Raw genomic sequence first — 19244 nt, 5'->3', positions numbered from 1 at the left:
TTGCTCCTCAATACCTTTAACAACTTACCGCGATAGCCGCATCTAAACCCGCTTGAATATCTGCCACCAGATCATCACCATCTTCAATTCCAACAGATAAACGAATGAGGGTATCTTTTACCCCAGCCTCTACACGCGCCGCTGGCTCCATCGCTCTGTGGGTCATGGTAGCAGGAACCGCCACTAAGCTCTCTACCCCACCCAAGCTTTCGGCTAAAGAGAAGTATTCTAACGCATTTAAAAAGGCAATAAGCTCTGCTTCACCACCTTTTAACTCAAAACTGAGCATGGAACCAAAACCTTTTTGCTGTTTTAACGCAATCTCATAGCCTGGATGATCCGCCAAGCCTGGATAATACACCTTATCAACCGCGCGATGACGGGTTAGCAAAGCTAACACCTGCTGTGCGTTGGCTTGATGCTGACGCATTCTCACCGCGATTGTTCTTAAGCCGCGTAAGGTCAAATAGCTATCGAAGGCTGAGCCGGTTAAGCCTAAGGTATTAGACCACCAATGTAACAGCTCACCCACTTCAACATCTTTAGCGACAACCGCGCCGCCGACCACATCGCTATGTCCATTGATATATTTAGTCGTTGAGTGGATCACTATGTCAGCGCCGAGCAACAGAGGCTGCTGCAAGATAGGCGATAAAAAGGTGTTATCGACCACCACTAGCGCCCCCACTTCATGGCTCTGGCTCGCAATCGCTGCGATATCGACCACGCGCAGTAATGGATTTGACGGGGTTTCTAACCAGACCATTTTAGGTTGACGAGCAATAACGTCTGCCAAAGCAGCGGCATTCGTTTGGTCAACCACCGCCAGTTTAAATGCCCCTTTCTTGGCGAGGTGGGTAAATAGTCGATAACTACCGCCATAGCAATCGTGTGGCACCACGAGTAGATTATCGGGCCCAAGCAAGCTGGTCACTAAGGTGATGGCCGCCATGCCAGTACAGGTCACTATGCCTGCCGCGCCACGTTCCAGCTCTGCTATGGCGTCGGCCAAAATACAGCGAGTCGGGTTACCCGAACGGCTATAATCAAAATCTCTCGGTTGTTGATGACCATCAAAGGAGTAATTGGTCGACAAGTAGATGGGGGGGACTACGGCACCATATTGAGTGTCGGATTCAATCCCTCCACGCACAGCTGCCGTGGCTAATTTACGCTCAGTCATCTTTTACTCCTAAAGTTAAATCGGCGGCAGTCATCTATACCATAGAGATGTCTGGACGTCTAAATGTACCTAAGGGAAGCGGTAGCGTCAACAACTTTAGACGTTTAGACGTCCAAGCATGTAGAAATCTATTTGCAATTAACAAAAATTAGAGGCAATAATTTGACTGTACCCGGTAAGGGTATAAAATCTGCCCCGAATTTGAGAATTAACAGGTGAGTCAATGACTGAGTGGAATGGCGATTATATCAGCCCCTATGCTGAACATGGTAAGAAGAATGAGCAAGTGAAAAAAATCACTGTCTCTATTCCCCTCAAGGTGCTTAAGATTTTAACCGACGAACGCACTCGTCGTCAGGTGAATAACTTACGCCACGCCACAAACAGCGAATTGCTTTGTGAAGCTTTTTTGCATGCTTATACTGGCCAACCTTTACCCCATGACGATGATTTGTCAAAGGACAAACCTGACAGCATTCCAGCCGAAGTGAAAAAGCTGATGACTGAGATGGGCATCGAATGGGAAGACGTCGAGTAAATCGACTTTACCTATCATGTTTTGCTAGAGAGGGATCGCACTGCGATCCCTCGTCTTTATCACCTCTAAACACACTAGAATCTATGGTGACATAGTGCCCGAACTTTTGATTGACCCCGTGCTTCTTGGCCTAGCGTCGCTGATCATCTTTATTGGCGCCCTAACCCAAAGCCTAATCGGTTTCGGCTTAGCCGTTGTCGCCTCACCATTACTCTACCTTGTCGACCCAAGCCTAGTACCCGCTCCAGTGATTATGATGGGCTTTTCTATCGCCTTACTGACCCTACTAAGAGAGAGACGCGCACTGGAGTTTAACGGCTTACAATATGCTTTGCTGGGGCGTATCCCTGGCGGCATATTAGGCGCCGCCTTATTATTGCTCGCACCACAGCCAGTGTTAGGCTTGGTCATTGCGAGCATCGTTGCTTTAGCCGTGATCCTGAGCATTTTCAAATTACACCTGCCAATTAACCGCAGCAATCTTTTTATCGCGGGGGTGCTGTCGGGCATTTTTGGTAATATCGCCGCCATCGGTGGGCCGCCAATGGCTATTTTACTTTCGGGCAAAGACGCCAAACAATTTCGTGCGGCGTTATCGGCGTTCTTCATCTTTAGCTCAATGATCGCATTAATCATTTTGGCCTTCAGTGGATTACTCACGCTACGTCATCTGTATCTTTCGGTGCTCTTACTGCCATCGGTACTACTAGGGTTTATCGTTGCTAATCGTATTGTCGGCGCTGTCGACAAACGAAAAACACAGCTTTTAACTCTGGTATTATGCAGTCTAAGTGCACTTATCCTGGCAGTAAAATCGATTATCGAACTGAATATAACGAGCTAAGATAGCCGTCCGCTAGCTCACAGGTCTAAGCCAGACAAACCTAGCAAGACAGGTCAACGTTAGAAGTGATATGAGGTTTGAATCACGCCGCCTATGGTATCGTCGCTGCCAAATAACCCAGTTAAATCAAGATTAAAGGTGCGACCGATACTAAAGCCAGTGCCGACAGAATACAGGTCAATTGTAGTATTGTTTAAATCATGACGATAACCCACCCGCAGTGCCAACCAATCGGCGGTTTTTAGCTCTCCTGCGAAACGCCAATATTGTGTACTCGCCACCTCATCAAAGCGCTGATAGTCATTTAAATCGATATCGGTAGTTAGGCTCAGATTAGCCCAATCATAAGCAAGCCCTGCGGTATACAAAGACTCAATTCGATAAGTAAATTGCCGCCCTAGCGTATCAATCGTTTGTTGCTTGTGGTTGAAAAGATTGCGTCCCGACACCCCTAAGGTCAACCCTGCCGTAGGCTGTATCGCTACGCCAATATCAAAATTAAATACCGTATCGTCATAAGAATAGCGAACATCATCAGCGTCATCGACATTAAAATTGTTAGCATTCACAACATAGTTGTAAGTGTCAATGCGCTGCATTTTAGGCGAGATCCCGACCGCGATAGGCATATTGACAATTGACAGGGGGAAACTCAACGCAACGCCAATATCAGACACACCGCCCGCAACAACTGCCCCTTGAGAGTCTAACTCTGAGATAGTTGACGAGCCATTGACATCAAGGTTATTTAAATTATCCAGATCAATTTGGGAGACAGCAGCAACGCCTACAGCATCTATATAAGTCTTATAAAACAATGCCATTGGCATCTTAACAGTGGGTAAGACAAAGGACACACCCAATCCAACATTATTGGTGTAAGCTCGCTCACCATGCAGTGACTGAAGCTTACCACCACTGTCCTTGCTGGCATCTAAGGCTATTAATGCAGGGTTAATAAAGGCGGTACCTTGGTGATTGGATGAAGCTACACCCATGGCATCGCCATGGGCGTCATAATGTTGCTGTGCAGCAAAACTAATACTAGCAACACTCATCAGGGTGATTAACACGATTATGCTAAGGCACTTCATTCCCTTTCCCCCGAACCATGATATTTTTAAGCGTGTCGAAATGTTTATACGCTCGATTTTTAAAGATAGTTCATTTATCAAGTTCTGAATGATGTGCTTAGTAAAAATACTGCAATTTAGTGCTATTTAATCTCTAGTTGCACTGACGTCGATGGTCCATCCCCTTTTATTAGGCGTAAAAATAGCTGAAGTGATGGATATTGCCCCCCATAAAAAACCTCTTTCACCTACTTTAGACGGCATATTGATACCATCTAACAACGCCCCCCCTTTAAATAAATTAACAAGCTTATTGATATCGCTAACGTTATTTAGCAGATGATGAACATCTAAAGTGTGATTCACCTCCACCAGCAATTGATAGCCTAAATCGCCTCCCCATAAAAACAACAAAACACAAAAACCATTAAATATAGATACTTACATAGCATCAATTAGATTTTTATCAATGATATTTTTATCAATTAGATTTTTATTGTAAAAGTGATCAACCTCAAATTCACATCTCACCCGCTTGAGTAAGATCTTTAACAACAAACGCTCGATTTGTTTAACAAAAAAATCACCACGGGCGGTGATTAAGGAAAGATGATGAAAAACATAGTCAAGATAACAACGTGTATCATGCTCACATTCTCGTTAGGCGCCCAAGTATATGCCGTAGAAGGTGGCAACCCGAAGAAAGGCAAACACCTCTACAAGAAAGAGTGTAAAGCCTGTCATAGCAAAGGCGATTCGGGCGGTGAAATCACCCCGATGAGCAAAACCATGAGCCAGTGGGATCGTTTCTTTAAGAATGACCAACACAAGGTTAAGCCTGAAGTTTTTGAACAACTCTCCGAAAAAGAACGCTTGGATATCCAGCAGTTTCTCTATGACCACGCGGCAGACTCCGATCAACCACAAACCTGTGGTTAAGACTCACTAAGCCCATCGACTGCGCACCTCGCGCGACGGAGAGATAAGATGCGTACACTACTATCGATACTTATTGCCAATGCATTAGCCTTTTCTGGCGGTGCTTACAGTGCCGACCAAGAGCAACAAAAGCTGGCAGACTTAAAACAGCAACTAGCTGAGTTATCGCAAGAAATTGACGATATTAATAGCCGCGTAGACCAGAATGAGCGCCACACGGCACTAGACAGAATCCAACTCACTGGGGATTTTCGTACTAAGGCTCATTCACTGCATTACCAAAATGTCACTTGGAACCCTGCCATCAAAGTTGACTTCAATGATTTTGGCCAAAAAGCCATGTCTGGCGCCTTTGGAATGCCAAACGATGCCAACTCGCCATTAGGCAAGATGTTAAGCGCCAACCCTGAATTAGCCAGTGCGTTCCAAAATGGCATGTTACAGGGGGTAATGCCTTATGTGCTTGCACCTAAATCGGTACAAGATATCGATAACGATATTTTCTATACCACCCGCCTCAGACTCAATCTAAAAGCCAAAGTATGGGACAACGTTGGCTTTTCAGCTCGATTAAGCATGTATAAAAACTGGGGTGACTCGACTGGCACCCAAGTATTTGATTCATGGCGCTCGTTCACCATGGATGGCAGTAGTAGTGGCAATACCAGCGGTGATTGGCTCAGAGTCGAGCGCGCCTACTTCGATTGGAAAAACATCGGTGGCACCAACACCTATCTTTCTATCGGTCGTCGCCCCTCAACCTACGGCCCACCATCACATTACAGAGAAAACGAGAAGCGCGGTGGCACACCGTCGGGTCACTTAGTCAACTTTAACTTCGATGGCGCCACCTTAGGTTACAACTTAGGCGAAATCACAGGTATCGATGGCCAAGTGGTCCGTTTCTGTTACGGCCAAGGCTTTGAGTCACAATGGGGGAATGGCGAAATGTTTGGTGATATCGTCACCAAAGATACGCATCTAGGGGGTTTTAATATCGACGCCATCAACGACGGTAACCACTTCCTGCAATTTACTCTGTTTGGTGCCAAAGACATTAACGACGGCTTCAAAGGCACCATGGCTTTTCCAACTCAACTGGCAGGCATTTTTGCCCCAACCATGTACCAAGATATGCAGAAGTTTGACAACTTCAACTTTCAAACCCGGGTACAACCTAGTGGGGTGATTGGCGATATGTATTTAGGGGGTGTCGGTTACGCCTATGAAAGCGATGAGGATATGAAGCTATTCGCCTCTTTTGGCTGGACACGAGCCGAAGGCAACGGCAATGCCGGTATGTTTGGCGGCATGTTAAGTGATGCGGTATTTGAAGCACAGGTCAACGCCGACGGCAGTGAAATTATCATGATGCCAGACGCCGCCGATAGCGCCGACACTAAAGATGGGTACGGCGTTTATGTCGGCATCCAAATTCCGGCGCCTTACGGTAAGTTAGGCCTGGAATATAACTACGGCTCTAAATACTGGACTCCGTTTACTCAAGCGCAAGACGATCCAATTGGCAGCAAGCTTGCCACCCGTGGTCATGTTGCCGAAGCCTATTACCTGTTTGATATCAACCCACGTATGTTCATCAAACTGGCAGGGATTTATTACGACTATGAATACACAGGTAGCGGTACCCCTGTTGGCGCGCCGCAAAAAATTGATGATGTCATTGAAGGCACCGCTTATTCGATGCTCCCTGTGGTCGACACCGCCTTTGACATCAATGCCTCGTTAACAGTCAACTTCTAAACTTAGACTATTCCCCGGCGCTCGCCGGGGGTAGGGATAACCGATGAAACATCCACGCTTTTTAATCTCAATAATCGCCATGGGGCTATTGGGGCTGGCCAGCGCCAATGCCGCAGACAATCCCCATAAAGATGCCATTGCAGGCCCCTTTACCCAAGGGTCACAAGTCACGGCACAATGTGTTGAGTGCCATGAAGATCATGCTAAAGACTTTATGAAATCATCCCACTGGACATGGGAATTGGAACAAGTACTTCCTGAACGCACGGTTAAACGTGGCAAAAAAAACGCCATCAATAACTTTTGTACCTCAATTTCGGGTAACGAACCCAGATGTACTAGTTGCCATGCGGGTTATGGCTGGAAAGACGACAGTTTCGACTTCAGCGACATGACCAAGGTCGACTGCTTGGTCTGTCACGATACCACAGGGACTTATATTAAAGATCCAGCCGGTGCGGGTGAAGCGTTAGCCAAGGTCAACCTTGAGCGCGTAGCGCAAAATGTCGGTATGCCAGTACGAGATAACTGCGGTACTTGCCACTTCTATGGCGGCGGTGGAGATGCGGTTAAACATGGCGATCTCGACTCCTCGATGGCTTACCCAGATAAGGCAACCGATGTCCATATGGACAGCGATGGCAACGACTTCCAGTGCCAAACCTGCCATGCTACCGAGCAACATCAAATCAGCGGTAATGCCATGGGTGTATCACCAGGCGGCACTAATGACATTGGCTGTGAAAGCTGCCATGAAGCTGCGCCTCACAGCAACAAACGCCTTAACACCCATACCGCTAGCGTGGCTTGTCAGACATGCCATATCCCCTTCTTTGCGCGCAATGAGCCTACGAAGATGAGCTGGGATTGGTCTACTGCAGGTAGCGATCAAGAAGAAACCGTCGATGAAAATGGCAAGCACACCTTTATGAAGAAAAAAGGCAGCTTCGTTTGGAAGAAGATGGTGGCTCCTGAATATGCTTGGTATAACGGCAAAGCCGATGCCTACATGGTCGGCGATAAAATGGACCCCACCAAGATAACTAAACTGACTTACCCCATAGGCGATATTACCGACGCTACCGCTAAGATCTATCCGTTCAAAGTACACAGAGGCAAACAGATCTACGACAAGAAACAAAATATCTTTGTCACGGCCAAGGTTTATGGCAAAGGCGGCTACTGGAAAGACTTCGACTGGGATAAAGCCGCGAAGTTAGGTATGGAAGCTAACCAAGCATTAACGGAGCAAGGTATCAAGTACAGTGGCGAACATGGCTTTGCTGAAACCGAAATGTGGTGGCGTATCAACCATATGGTATCGCCATCAGATCAAGCCCTTAAATGTAACGACTGCCACAACAAAGGCACTCGCATGGATTGGCAAGCCTTAGGTTATGACGGCGACCCAATGAAAAACAAACAAGGAGTCAGACACGAAAAATAGGTCTAGATTCATGAGCGCTACCGCTAACAGGTAGCACCGTTATCGCCTTAAGCCATATGGCCAATTCGACACAGTTTTTTTATCGAGTTGGCCATTTTGTCTCACACCCTCGTCAACCATGGCTATATAAGCTGCTTAATCCTATGAATAACCACAAAAAATGTGGCATTAAAATTGCGTTATTAAGAGACCATTTTCTGCGGCAAGCTATATGAGTTGTAATAGCAACAGATTGAAATACATTAATCAATTTACAGGTGAATTCGGCGGAGCTTTTGCCGATTTAGGCACTTTTTTACCTTTAGTGCTGGGGCTTATCGCCCTGAACCACTTCTCAGCTCAAGGGATCTTTATCGGCTTTGGCCTGTTCGCCTTATTTAGCGCCTTCTACTACCGCAGGCCGATACCTGTACAACCGATGAAGGTGATTGCCGCGCTGGTCATCGCCCAAGGGTTAACCCCCGGCATGCTGCAAGCCAGTGGCATGATGATGGGCGGTATTTTACTGCTGTTAGCCTACAGCGGTGCCATTACCTGGATGGCTAAACAGTTGTCACCCGCCATCAGTATTGGTATACAGCTGGCCATAGGTTTACAACTGATTTGGATGGGCGCCCAGATGATGAGCGACACCTGGCTCATCGGCATCTTGGCCTTTAGCGCCCTGTTTGCTAGCCGTTTCTTACCCCTGCCCTACCTTGTGATGCCTTTAGTGTTAGTGCTCGGGATTGTATGGCAATATTACAGCGGCTTCGCCCCTAGCTTTACACTCGCGGCCAGCAACGATTGGCAACTGGGCTGGCCCAGTATGCAAGAGTGGACCTCCGCTGCCGGATTATTAGTCCTTCCGCAGCTGGCACTGACACTCACCAATGCGGTGATCGCCACCTCGGCAATGGCAAAAGAGAAATTTCCCCACGATGCCAATCATCACACAGACAGATTCTCACCTAAACGACTCGCCACCAGCTCTGGCTGGGCCAACCTGCTATTAGCGCCTTTTGGCGCAGCCGCCATGTGCCATGGCGCAGGAGGGCTAGCGGTGCAATATCATTTTGGCGCCAGAACCTGGCTCGCTCCCGCCCTATTTGGTAGTAGCTGTCTACTCATCGCCCTATGTTGGGGTGAGGGTATCGCGAGCCTACTGTCACTTATCCCCTTAGCGGTGCTGGGCAGCTTGCTTGCTATTGCAGGAGTACAATTGGCATGGTCAAAACGCTTTATCGACGGCAAACCCTTTTGTATTTTTGTCATCCTCTCGACTGCGGCGGTGTGTTTATTTGTCAACACGGCAGCAGGCTTAGCGGCAGGAATGATATTAGAGGTGGGACGTCGTCAATGGCATACCATTAACGATTTACGTTCGTGAACAGGTTAACGCTGTGGCACATACTGCTTAGCAAGCATCACCAGCAATACGCCACCAAGTATCATGACTGAGGCGAGTATTAATGGCTTGGATAACGGCTCATTGATGAGCACCACACCGCCAAAAGCAGCCAAAAGCGGCACTAACAATTGCACTGCGGACGCTTGAATCGCCGTTAAGCCTTTAAGCGCCGCATACCATATTGCATAGCCTATACCCGATGTTAACCCACCAGATAATATCGCCAGTAACACGCCCTCAATTGACAGTAGCCTAGATTGATAACTCACGGCCAATAAAACCAGTACGAGTGGTAAACAACGCATAAAATTGTACGCGGTATCGCTCATAGGATCGCCACTCCCTCTGCCCACCAAGGTGTATCCTGCCCAAGCGACACCTGAGAGTGCCATCAATATAAACCCACCCAAAGGTGGCGTCGATATGCTGGGCAGCAACAAATAAACCAAGCCTAAAAACGCCAGCGCGACCCCGCTCCATTCAAACCAACGCAACCGATAACCTTGGGTTAAGCTCGCGCCAATCATGGTCAGCTGCACCAGCCCAAATAAAATTAACGCCCCAGTACCTGTGTCAAGCGAGACATAGGCGAAAGAAAACGTGACTGCATACAAAAATAACATGAGCGCAGCACGCCAGCTGCCCTTAGAGACCCCTGTAGCTTTTTTGGGGATGACCTTTAGGATAAACAGGAGTACTGCTGCGCCAGACACCAGACGTATGACACTAAAACTGGCAGCATCAATAGCGCCCTCGCCCAGCGCCAATCGACACAATACAGAATTACCCGCAAACGCCAGCAAGGCTAACACTGTATATAAAATTGTCGTCATCGGGCAGGGCTCCTTTGGCATAGCTCACTGACAGCCTTTTATCATCTAAGCATCCTTAAGATGACCCCCGATACATGAGCCTTAATGAATGCCCAATCGCTAATGGCTATCACAATGAGCACCACGCTAGCATAAGCCTATGGCCAATCCTATCCTACTAAGCGCTACCCTTAGCACCATAACCTTAAATCACATTAACTGGTGACTCACTATCATTTAAGGCTGGATAATTCCGCTTCTAGTTGCTGCAACTGCTGCCGCTCACTCTGCAGTTTATGTTGATACTTCATCACCTTGTCTTGTTTGCCTTCGGCCTTGGCTTCCTCTAATGCTTGGGTATACTCGGCAATATCTTGGTTAACATCGTCAATATCCTCAATCAACTCCTGGCGTAACGATGCATTGTTGCAGTTAGCTTTAGCCTCTTCAAGTGCCTTAGTTAACCCATTAACTTTATGGTAGTTATTCTGTTTTTTAGCCTGTGCTAGCTGGGTTTCAATTTCACAAAATTTCCTTTCACAACCGATTAAATGAGTGCAATCGCTCGATGCCATGACAACCGACGATGGCAACAGCATTAAGGCCGAAACCGCTAACATCTTTTTAATACTTAATATTTTCATCGATATAACCTCTTTATGGTGGCACTAGCTAATAATAAATAGGGTTGCTGACGCTTATTTCAAGATCAACAGTAGCACCTTGTTTGGCAATATTACCGAACTCACTGCTCGACAAGAACCTCGTTCAAATATTACTGAAAGCAACATTAGCCTCATGCCAGAAACAAAGATGCCGATGAAGCTAATCCTCATCGGCATCTATCAACACTATTGGCTAAAAGCTATTGCCAGCTAATGGCCAAATCAACAATTGACCATCAAATTGGCGGTTAGCTAATTCTTTGGCGAACCGCTTCAAATAAACAAATCCCCGTCGCGACCGATACGTTTAAACTCGAAACGCTGCCCGACATTGGGATAGAGGCAAGTGAATCACAGCTCTCTCGAGTCAAACGACGCAGGCCTTTATCTTCGGCGCCCATGGCGATGGCTAGCGGTCCTTTAAGGTCGGCTTGATACAGATTATGCTCGGCTTCGCCTGCTGCACCAATGATCCAAATCCCCTTGTCTTGCAGGCTCTTCATGGTACGTGCGAGGTTAGTCACCTGAAACAGTGGCACCACTTCAGCCGCGCCGCATGCTACCTTGCTAACCGTTGGGGTTAAGCCAACCGAGTTATCGCGTGGCACGATGACACCGTGAACACCTGCGGCATCAGCGTTACGTAAACAGGCCCCCAGATTATGCGGGTCGGTAACGCCATCTAGGATGAGCAAAAATGGGGTGTCGGTCTTTTCCACTAAGGCTAACAGATCGTTGTCGTTAAGCTGTTTAACCGCTTTAACGCGAGCCAAAACCCCCTGATGTTGGGTGCTACCCGCCTTCTCATCGAGCGCCTTACGCGATGTTTTTTGAATCGACACACCATACTGGGCGGCGATTTCAAGTAGTGGGGTTAAACGTTGATCATCACGACCTTGCAATACCCACATCTCAATCACACGTTCGGGACTATGGTTAAGCACTGCTTCAAGCGCATGAATGCCGAAGGTGATATCTTGTTTTTTCATTAATATATTTTCTCTTATTACTGCGCTTATTACTTAGTGACTTTACGCTTTACTGGCTTACGTTTTTTGGCGCCAGTTTTGGCTGCATCCGCTTTGGCTTTAGCTGCACCGCCTTTAGCCCCATTGGTTTTACGCTTGACGCCTGCCTTAGGCGTACCGGCTGCGGCCTTAGCGCTACTGCGTCGAGGTTTGCGGGCCGTTTTATCGCCAGTCCCTTTACCTTGCTTAGCACCTTCAAGGTTAACCCGTTCACGGGCGGTCAGCGGCTTATTACTCTTACCTCGCCTTGGCGAGCGCCCTTCATCACCAACCATCACAAGATCGATTTGGCGATCATCAAGATTCACGCTGGCCACTTTAACCGTCACCGGGTCGCCAATCTGGTACACCTGACCAGAGGCTTCGCCCACAAGGCGCTGACGCATATTATCGTAATGATAATAATCGCCACCTAAGCTAGAAATATGTACTAAACCATCAATAAACAAATCACTTAGGCGTACAAACAGACCAAAATGAGTCACCGAAGCGATCACTGCTTCAAAGGTATCCCCCACATGATCTCGCATAAACTCACATTTAAGCCAATCGCTAACATCTCGGGTCGCTTCATCGGCGCGGCGTTCAGTGGTTGAACACTCTTCGCCAAGTAGATCTAGCTCTTCAATCTGATAATGATAACCCCCATCTGGAGTCCATTTATCTTTGCCTTCCCCTCGCTCCTTGGCTAATAGATAGCGAATGACGCGGTGCAAGATAAGGTCAGGATAGCGGCGAATAGGCGACGTGAAGTGGGAATACTCCTCTAGCGCTAATCCAAAATGCCCTTGGTTATCTGGAGTATAAGTAGCTTGACGCATCGAGCGCAGCAACATTACCTGTATCAGTTCGGCATCTGGGCGGTCGGCTATCTGCTCCATTAAGGCTTGGTAATCACCAGGAGTAGGCTCTAAACCGCCGCCCATGGTCAATCCACGCTCTTTAAGGAAGTCCTTAAAATTAGTGAGTTTTTGTTCAGATGGCGCCTCGTGCACCCGATACAACACTTCACCTTTATGCTTTTGCACAAATTTAGCCGAGGCAACGTTGGCCAAAATCATACATTCTTCAATGATTTTATGGGCCTGATTACGATGACGCGGCTCAATACGCTCAATCTTACGATCGACGTTAAACACAAACTGGGTCTCGGTGGTTTCAAAGGCAATGGCGCCGCGCTTAGCGCGGTTTTGCTCTAAGACCAGATACAAAGATTGCAGCGTCTGTAGATGCGGGAAGATAGGTTTAAGCTCATCGCTCACCTCACCACCTTCGAGCATATCGGCAACTTGGGTATAGGTTAAACGCGCGTGAGAGTGCATCACCGCTGGGTAAAACTTATAACCCGACAGTTTACCTGTGGCTGAGATGGTCATTTCTGCGACCATGCACAAGCGATCGACCCCAGGATTGAGTGAGCACAGGCCGTTTGACAGCTTCTCAGGCAACATAGGGATCACTTGCGATGGGAAGTAAACCGAGTTACCCCGCGCACGCGCCTCTTGATCCAGCGCCGATTCGGTGCGCACATAATGACTCACATCGGCAATGGCAACCCATAAGCGCCAGCCACCGCTTTTTTTAGTTTCGGCATAAACGGCATCATCGAAATCGCGAGCATCTTCACCGTCAATGGTCACCAAAGGCAACTTACGCAGATCGACACGACCTTGCTTTTCCTCTTCGGTTACCTCATCGGGGATCTTGCGCAGTTTCTTTTCGATAGCGCTCGACCAAGTGTGGGGAAGATCGTAATTACGTAATGCAATTTCTATCTCCATACCGGGTGCCATCTCTTTGCCTAACACTTCAACCACTTTACCGGCAGCCTTGATATGGCGACCTGGGCGACGGGTTAACTCGACCACCACTACATCGCCTTGACGGGCGCCGTTGCGATCTTCGTTAGGGATTAAAATCTCTTGGGTGATACGTTTGTCATCGGCGATGACAAAGGCCATGCCTGAGTCGATATGAAAACGGCCCACCAATGGGGCGGTGCGCTGATGAGTTAGGCGCACAATACGTGCTTCGCCACGCCCTTTTCTATCGACGCCAGCTTTTTGAGCTAAAACCTTATCACCGTGAAAATACATCAACATGTCACGGTTATTGATATAAAGGTCATCACCCCCTTCGTCGAGCTTCAAAAAGCCAAAACCATCGCGGTGGCCAATCACAGTACCGCTGAGTAGGTCCATGCGCTCAGGTAAGCCATAGGCTTGCCCGCGCGTAAAGACTAGCTCACCATCACGTTCCATCGCACGTAGACGACGACGCAATGCTTCTAATTGCTCTTCATCAACAATGTTGAGTGCAGATGCAATTTTTTCGCGATTGAGGGGTGATTTCTGTGAGCGCAAGTATTCTAAAATATACTCACGGCTAGGGATGGGGTTGTCGTACTTCTGTTGTTCACGCTTTAAATGCGGATCGTTGATCATTCAATATCCAAAATGTCAGCCCATGCTTAATTGCTTGGGGCAATTACCGGGATCTCAGATGCTCCTGCTTTGCCCTCTTAACTGCACTGGCGGGCATTTTTGCTTCTAGCACCATCAATAATTGTAAGGCTTGTTGTTTCGTCGCCTCATCACTAAATACATCATTGTATAGCCAATGATAACCCATTTCGTAATCTCGTGGGCTACCATAGCCTTCGCCAAACAATCTCACTAACATCATACGTGCAGGAAGATCGCCACTGGCGGCAGCAGGCAGTGTGTATTGCACTGCACGCTCTTTATCTTGGATGACAAACTTACCATCTCGGTAATATTCGGCAATCCTAACCATGGCTTCGGCGCTACCTTGTTCGGCGGCATCGCGAAGCAATGAAATACCCCTTGGCGGATTGGCGGTCACGCAAATCCCATAATTGAGCATTTCGGCCCAAAGGTACTGATACAACGGTTGTTTCAGCACTTCGGCACGGGCCTCGATATCTTGCAGTAACTGGCAGTCGTCACTGGTGACTCGAGTGAGATACGATTTATCTCGTATCATATCAATCAATTGTTCTTGGCTGTAAACTTCAACAGCCTCGGTATCTGCGTAGCTGGTTAAAGATAAGGAACTCAAAATAATAAAGAATAACAATCGTAGCATAACAAAATTCTCTATATCGATTTCGCGCCCAGTATCACCTGTAGGAATACAGTCATTGGGCAGTATAACTTATCTTATCGGCAGCAGCGCATATACCTTAATAACGCTCGGCTATATATAGCCGTTTCTTTTACCTGACTCAATAAAAAGGCCGCTTAACGCGGCCCTTATTATTAACTAAACGGATTCACTAGAATCATGGTCTCGTTTCTATCGGGACCCGTTGAGATAATATCGACTGGCGTTTCCAGCAACTCTTCAAGACGCTTAATGTAGTTCAATGCCGCTTGTGGCAATTGCTCAACAGAAGTAGCGCCGAAAGTGGATTCACTCCAACCTGGCATGGTTTCGAGTACAGGTGTTACCTGATCGTAACCTTCAGCCGCCAGAGGAGTCGTTGTTGCTACGGTACCATCTGGGTATTGGTAGCCAACACAGATCTTAACTTCTTCTAGTCCGTCTAAAACGTCTAGTTTAGTTAAGCAGAAACCGCTAACACTGTTGATTTGCACGGCGCGCTTCATTGCGACAACGTCTAACCAACCTGGACGACGCTTACGACCAGTAGTGGCACCGAACTCGTGACCCTTAGTACCTAAGTAGTCGCCGATTTCGTTTTTCAATTCTGTTGGGAAAGGACCTGCACCAACACGAGTAGTGTATGCCTTCATGATACCCAAAACGTAATCTAGGTGACGTGGACCAAATCCTGAACCCGTTGCAACACCACCAGCGGTAGTATTAGAAGAGGTTACAAACGGATAAGTACCATGGTCGATATCTAGTAACGTGCCTTGAGCACCTTCAAATAGAATTGGTTCGCCAGCTTTGCGTGCCTGATCAAGCAGCTCAGATACGTCTGTACACATGCTCTTCAAGTAATCAGCAATTGCTAGAGCATCTTTCAATGTCTCTTCGTAATCAACTGCTTCGCACTTGTAGTAATCAGTCAGCATGAAGTTATGGTAAGCCATGACTTCTTTCAGTTTAACGGCAAACAATTCTGCATCAAACAGATCGCCTACACGTAAACCGCGACGAGAGACTTTGTCTTCGTATGCTGGACCAATACCACGACCCGTAGTACCAATAGCATTATTGCCACGCGCTTTTTCGCGAGCGACATCTAATGCGCAATGGAATGGAAGGATCAAAGGACACGCTTCAGAGATAAGTAGACGTTCCTCTACAGGTACGCCACGCTCTTTAAGCATGTTGATCTCAGTCATCAGAGCGTCAGGTGCTAGCACCACGCCATTACCAATAATGCATTTTACATTATCGCGTAAAATCCCTGATGGAATAAGATGAAGAACGGTTTTGTCACCATCGATTACCAGTGTGTGACCCGCATTGTGGCCACCTTGGTAACGAACGACATATTTGGCCTGTTCGGTAAGTAGATCGACTATCTTACCCTTTCCTTCGTCACCCCATTGGGTGCCGAGAACTACGACGTTTTTGCCCATTATTTGCTGCAAGGTAGTGGTTAAAACGGGATTTTAGCAGATCTTAGGGGGGAAGTGGCAAGTAATTTATGAAAAAATAATCAATATGATCACCCCAGCAGTGACTAAACTACCACCCAACCTCTGAAGAAGGCTTTGATTTTGATTGGAAATTTCTTGTAAGTAAGCACGCCAACGATTAGGGAATAATAAAGGCCCAATACCTTCGATAACCAGCACTAAACCGAGCGCAAGCATGATTAATTGCAGTGACATAAACAGCGTTCCTTAAACAGGACAATGAAATAATCTCAACGCTAAAAATAGCAGAATTTAGTCATAAAAAAACCCAGCATAATGCTGGGCTTTTTGAATTTTCGAAGCGAAATATTAACGCTTAGAGAATTGTGGCTTACGACGTGCTTTACGTAGACCCACTTTCTTACGCTCAACTTTACGAGCATCACGGGTAACGAAACCAGCAGCGCGTAGAGATGGACGTAGAGCTTCATCAAGTTCCATCAGTGCACGAGTGATACCGTGACGGATTGCACCTGCTTGGCCAGTGGTTCCACCGCCTTTAACAGTTACATAGATGTCTAGCTTGTCAGTCATTTCAACTAGCTCTAGAGGTTGACGAACAACCATACGAGCAGTTTCACGACCAAAGTATTCGTCAAGTGGACGTTGGTTCACGACGATGTTACCACTACCTGCTTTAGCGAATACGCGAGCAGTTGATGTTTTGCGACGGCCAGTGCCGTAGTACTGAGTTGCAGCCATTTGCTTAATCCTGTTTAGATATCAAGAACTTGAGGTTGTTGTGCAGCGTGGTTATGTTCTGTACCAGCGTAAACTTTAAGTTTACGGAACATGGCACGTCCTAAAGGACCTTTAGGTAACATACCCTTAACTGCTTTCTCGATGATCATTTCAGGCTTATGATCTTGCAGCTTTTCAAAGGTGATCTGCTTGATGCCACCAATGAAACCAGAGTGCGAGTAGTACACTTTGCCTTTCGCTTTATTACCAGTAACAGTAACTTTCTCAGCGTTGATAACGATGATGTAATCGCCAGTGTCAACGTGCGGTGTATACTCTGGCTTGTGCTTACCACGTAAACGGGTAGCAATTTCAGTAGCGATACGACCTAAAGTTTTACCTTCAGCGTCAACAACATACCAGTCGCGAGTAACGGTTTCTGGTGTAGCAGTAAAAGTAGTCTTCATTTACAAAAACCCAATGTTAAAATTCTGTCTCACATGCCGTCATTCATTATTAAATAACAACACAAAAAGTGCCATTCCCCGCCCCTTCGAGCAAAGAATAAGGCTTTACAACTTCCACCGTATAGATGGAGTAACGAGGGCAGGTCGCGAATTATAGACAAAGCTGAGTTAAAAATCATCTAATTTTTTAGCTAATTTAAATGATTTACCCAGCGTTACGCTAATCGCACTTAGGTAACGAATAAATTAATCGTTATTTTGATTACCTTACTCATTATCGCGCCATTCATGACGCGTAACTCATTGGGATAATCAACGTTTATAAACCGATATCTTTAAGGGAGGTGTTCCAATGCTAAATAATCATGGGATTGCATTTCAATAAGGCGTGAGCGACAGCGCCTAAATTCAAATGAGAGTAAACCCTCGGTATAGATCTGTTCCAACTCAACTTCAGCCGAGATGATTAATTTTACGTTGCGCTCATAAAACTCATCGACCATGGCGAGGAATCGCCGAGCAATATCATCGCCTGTCGTATTGCTACCCATCTGCTCTACTCCGCTGAGCAATACCGTATGATAAAGACACGCCAACTCCATATAATCGCGCTGGCTACGGGGACCATCACACAGGTCTCGAAAGTTGATGAGCAGCACACCTTGCGCTTGCTGACGTATGGTGATTTCGCGGCCATCGATATCAATTGGCGCGTAAGATATTTCTGACTCTGGCGCTAACTGAGCAAAATAACTCAGCAAATTTTTATCGGCCTGTGGATCAAGGGGGTAGTGGTATATTTCGGCTTGCTCTAAAGTGCGCAAACGGTAATCGATACCACTATCAACATTTAAAATTTCACAATGTTTATTAATCAAGGCTATCGCCGGTAAGAAACGGGCACGCTGCAGTCCATTTCGGTACAACTCATCGGGAATAATATTGGAGGTAGCAACTAATACCACTCCTTCAGCGAAGAGGGCTTCAAATAACGTACCGAGCAGCATAGCATCGGTAATATCAGAGACGAAAAACTCATCAAAACAGATCACCTGATAACGTTCGGCCATCCGCTTAGCAATCACCAATAAGGGATCTCGTTGACCTTTTAACCCATCTAAATCTAAGTGGATCTGGTGCATGAAACGATGAAAATGGGCACGCAACTTTTTATCACCCGGCAAGGCATCATAAAAGGTGTCCATCAAATAGGTTTTACCACGCCCCACGCCGCCCCAAAGATATAGGCCTTTGACTTGGGAAGTTGATTTACCCATAAAACCAAATAATTTTGCCAATCCTTTAGGCGGCTGCTGGCTTACTATCAGTTCATCATAGACACGTTGCAGCGACTTAACCGCTTGATCTTGAGCGGGATCATGGGAGAAATCTGTTCGCTGTAGATCTTGCTGGTAATGCTCCCAGGGAGTGAGATGTGACACGTGAAATATTCTCTTCTATCCTTAAATCAACGAGGCGATGTTAGCACGAGCAATGCTAAATCTCATAAATATCTACTTAATTCGATCTAGTCAACATCAAGCAACACCCCAACCTAAATCACTGATTAAACTAGCTAAACCATTGAAATGCGTTCATTTAGATTTAAGGCGCATACGTTGTACGTTAGTCTAAAATAACAACTACACTAGAACGGCGATACACTTAATGAGTGGCGCCTCTACAAATCATAACCACATTGAGGGATGACTCGGCGGCAAGGATTCAGCACTTTTAGGTAAGCGTACCTAAGTCATACCGCTCAGATTAAAGACAGCA

Annotated in this window: 19 protein-coding genes; 6 read left to right on the top strand and 13 right to left on the bottom strand. The window is 46.8% G+C overall.

Going from position 1 to position 19244, the window contains the following annotated elements:
• Nucleotides 1-16: 16 nt before the first annotated feature.
• Nucleotides 17-1183 (bottom strand): cystathionine gamma-synthase, encoded by a 1167-nt coding sequence (gene metB / locus DVO77_RS03075; RefSeq protein WP_119977230.1) that lies wholly within the window; start codon nt 1181-1183, stop codon nt 17-19.
• A gap of 223 nt (nt 1184-1406) precedes the next feature.
• On the opposite strand from metB, the gene metJ reads away from it, so the two are divergent.
• Both metJ and DVO77_RS03065 read left to right on the top strand, forming a co-directional pair.
• Nucleotides 1407-1721, top strand: a complete 315-nt coding sequence (gene metJ / locus DVO77_RS03070; protein ID WP_110455796.1) for a met regulon transcriptional regulator MetJ — start codon at nt 1407-1409, stop codon at nt 1719-1721.
• 106 nt (nt 1722-1827) lie between these two features.
• Nucleotides 1828-2565, top strand: a complete 738-nt coding sequence (locus DVO77_RS03065; RefSeq protein WP_119977378.1) for a sulfite exporter TauE/SafE family protein — start codon at nt 1828-1830, stop codon at nt 2563-2565.
• Nucleotides 2566-2624: 59 nt separating this feature from the next.
• On the opposite strand, the gene traF is transcribed toward DVO77_RS03065, so the two are convergent.
• Nucleotides 2625-3659, bottom strand: coding sequence for a conjugal transfer protein TraF (gene traF / locus DVO77_RS03060; protein ID WP_110455795.1), 1035 nt, complete (start codon nt 3657-3659; stop codon nt 2625-2627).
• Nucleotides 3660-3785: 126 nt separating this feature from the next.
• Nucleotides 3786-4052: a hypothetical protein gene (locus tag DVO77_RS03055; RefSeq protein WP_119977228.1), complete on the bottom strand. Its 267-nt coding sequence runs from the start codon at nt 4050-4052 to the stop codon at nt 3786-3788.
• 195 nt (nt 4053-4247) lie between these two features.
• Between DVO77_RS03055 and DVO77_RS03050 the strand changes: the two genes are divergently transcribed.
• From DVO77_RS03050 to DVO77_RS03035, 4 genes are all read left to right on the top strand, one after another.
• Nucleotides 4248-4577 carry a c-type cytochrome gene (locus DVO77_RS03050; RefSeq protein ID WP_110455794.1) on the top strand — a complete coding sequence of 110 codons (330 nt, stop codon included), beginning with the start codon at nt 4248-4250 and terminating at the stop codon, nt 4575-4577.
• 48 nt (nt 4578-4625) lie between these two features.
• The gene (locus DVO77_RS03045) at nt 4626-6338 is read left to right on the top strand and encodes a DUF3373 domain-containing protein (protein WP_119977226.1); all 1713 of its coding nucleotides are present in this window, start codon (nt 4626-4628) and stop codon (nt 6336-6338) included.
• A gap of 79 nt (nt 6339-6417) precedes the next feature.
• Nucleotides 6418-7785: a tetrathionate reductase family octaheme c-type cytochrome gene (locus DVO77_RS03040; RefSeq protein ID WP_249038098.1), complete on the top strand. Its 1368-nt coding sequence runs from the start codon at nt 6418-6420 to the stop codon at nt 7783-7785.
• Nucleotides 7786-7996: 211 nt separating this feature from the next.
• A complete protein-coding gene (locus tag DVO77_RS03035; protein ID WP_119977223.1) occupies nt 7997-9154 on the top strand; it encodes a putative sulfate/molybdate transporter in 1158 nt (385 codons plus the stop codon).
• A gap of 5 nt (nt 9155-9159) precedes the next feature.
• On the opposite strand, the gene DVO77_RS03030 is transcribed toward DVO77_RS03035, so the two are convergent.
• From DVO77_RS03030 to zapE, 10 genes are all read right to left on the bottom strand, one after another.
• Nucleotides 9160-10008, bottom strand: a complete 849-nt coding sequence (locus DVO77_RS03030) for a DMT family transporter (protein ID WP_119977221.1) — start codon at nt 10006-10008, stop codon at nt 9160-9162.
• 212 nt (nt 10009-10220) lie between these two features.
• Nucleotides 10221-10631, bottom strand: coding sequence for a DUF1090 domain-containing protein (locus DVO77_RS03025; protein ID WP_249038095.1), 411 nt, complete (start codon nt 10629-10631; stop codon nt 10221-10223).
• 269 nt (nt 10632-10900) lie between these two features.
• The gene (rlmB, locus tag DVO77_RS03020; protein WP_119977219.1) at nt 10901-11641 is read right to left on the bottom strand and encodes a 23S rRNA (guanosine(2251)-2'-O)-methyltransferase RlmB; all 741 of its coding nucleotides are present in this window, start codon (nt 11639-11641) and stop codon (nt 10901-10903) included.
• A 29-nt stretch (nt 11642-11670) separates the two neighbouring features.
• Nucleotides 11671-14124 carry a ribonuclease R gene (rnr, locus tag DVO77_RS03015; protein ID WP_119977217.1) on the bottom strand — a complete coding sequence of 818 codons (2454 nt, stop codon included), beginning with the start codon at nt 14122-14124 and terminating at the stop codon, nt 11671-11673.
• 43 nt (nt 14125-14167) lie between these two features.
• Nucleotides 14168-14788: a tetratricopeptide repeat protein gene (locus DVO77_RS03010; protein WP_110455788.1), complete on the bottom strand. Its 621-nt coding sequence runs from the start codon at nt 14786-14788 to the stop codon at nt 14168-14170.
• A gap of 173 nt (nt 14789-14961) precedes the next feature.
• Nucleotides 14962-16257: an adenylosuccinate synthase gene (locus tag DVO77_RS03005; protein WP_110455787.1), complete on the bottom strand. Its 1296-nt coding sequence runs from the start codon at nt 16255-16257 to the stop codon at nt 14962-14964.
• A 66-nt stretch (nt 16258-16323) separates the two neighbouring features.
• On the bottom strand, nt 16324-16512 hold the full coding sequence (locus DVO77_RS03000; RefSeq protein ID WP_110455786.1) for a DUF2065 domain-containing protein: 189 nt from the start codon (nt 16510-16512) through the stop codon (nt 16324-16326).
• Between the two features lie 114 nt (nt 16513-16626).
• Complete coding sequence (gene rpsI, locus DVO77_RS02995; RefSeq protein WP_028762637.1) at nt 16627-17019, bottom strand: 30S ribosomal protein S9; 393 nt, start codon at nt 17017-17019, stop codon at nt 16627-16629.
• Between the two features lie 14 nt (nt 17020-17033).
• A complete protein-coding gene (gene rplM / locus DVO77_RS02990; protein WP_110455785.1) occupies nt 17034-17465 on the bottom strand; it encodes a 50S ribosomal protein L13 in 432 nt (143 codons plus the stop codon).
• A gap of 335 nt (nt 17466-17800) precedes the next feature.
• A complete protein-coding gene (gene zapE / locus DVO77_RS02985; RefSeq protein ID WP_119977215.1) occupies nt 17801-18907 on the bottom strand; it encodes a cell division protein ZapE in 1107 nt (368 codons plus the stop codon).
• Nucleotides 18908-19244: the final 337 nt, after the last annotated feature.

Source organism: Shewanella algidipiscicola (assembly GCF_003605125.1).
In the GTDB taxonomy this organism is placed as follows: Bacteria; Pseudomonadota; Gammaproteobacteria; order Enterobacterales; family Shewanellaceae; genus Shewanella; species Shewanella algidipiscicola.
The sequence above is the reverse complement of the archived record's forward strand: the minus strand, read 5'-3'. Positions and strand labels throughout refer to the sequence as shown.

Excerpts from the sequence above, each read along its gene's own strand:
- DVO77_RS03040 (WP_249038098.1), top strand. The coding sequence starts at position 6,418 with ATGGGGCTATTGGGGCTGGCCAGCGCCAATGCCGCAGACAATCCCCAT.
- traF (WP_110455795.1), bottom strand. The coding sequence starts at position 3,659 with ATGAAGTGCCTTAGCATAATCGTGTTAATCACCCTGATGAGTGTTGCT.
- DVO77_RS03000 (WP_110455786.1), bottom strand. The coding sequence starts at position 16,512 with ATGTCACTGCAATTAATCATGCTTGCGCTCGGTTTAGTGCTGGTTATC.
- rlmB (WP_119977219.1), bottom strand. The coding sequence starts at position 11,641 with ATGAAAAAACAAGATATCACCTTCGGCATTCATGCGCTTGAAGCAGTG.
- metJ (WP_110455796.1), top strand. The coding sequence starts at position 1,407 with ATGACTGAGTGGAATGGCGATTATATCAGCCCCTATGCTGAACATGGT.
- DVO77_RS03035 (WP_119977223.1), top strand. The coding sequence starts at position 7,997 with ATGAGTTGTAATAGCAACAGATTGAAATACATTAATCAATTTACAGGT.
- DVO77_RS03045 (WP_119977226.1), top strand. The coding sequence starts at position 4,626 with ATGCGTACACTACTATCGATACTTATTGCCAATGCATTAGCCTTTTCT.
- DVO77_RS03025 (WP_249038095.1), bottom strand. The coding sequence starts at position 10,631 with ATGAAAATATTAAGTATTAAAAAGATGTTAGCGGTTTCGGCCTTAATG.
- rpsI (WP_028762637.1), bottom strand. The coding sequence starts at position 17,019 with ATGGCTGCAACTCAGTACTACGGCACTGGCCGTCGCAAAACATCAACT.
- DVO77_RS03005 (WP_110455787.1), bottom strand. The coding sequence starts at position 16,257 with ATGGGCAAAAACGTCGTAGTTCTCGGCACCCAATGGGGTGACGAAGGA.
- rplM (WP_110455785.1), bottom strand. The coding sequence starts at position 17,465 with ATGAAGACTACTTTTACTGCTACACCAGAAACCGTTACTCGCGACTGG.
- DVO77_RS03010 (WP_110455788.1), bottom strand. The coding sequence starts at position 14,788 with ATGCTACGATTGTTATTCTTTATTATTTTGAGTTCCTTATCTTTAACC.
- DVO77_RS03050 (WP_110455794.1), top strand. The coding sequence starts at position 4,248 with ATGATGAAAAACATAGTCAAGATAACAACGTGTATCATGCTCACATTC.
- DVO77_RS03030 (WP_119977221.1), bottom strand. The coding sequence starts at position 10,008 with ATGACGACAATTTTATATACAGTGTTAGCCTTGCTGGCGTTTGCGGGT.
- rnr (WP_119977217.1), bottom strand. The coding sequence starts at position 14,124 with ATGATCAACGATCCGCATTTAAAGCGTGAACAACAGAAGTACGACAAC.
- metB (WP_119977230.1), bottom strand. The coding sequence starts at position 1,183 with ATGACTGAGCGTAAATTAGCCACGGCAGCTGTGCGTGGAGGGATTGAA.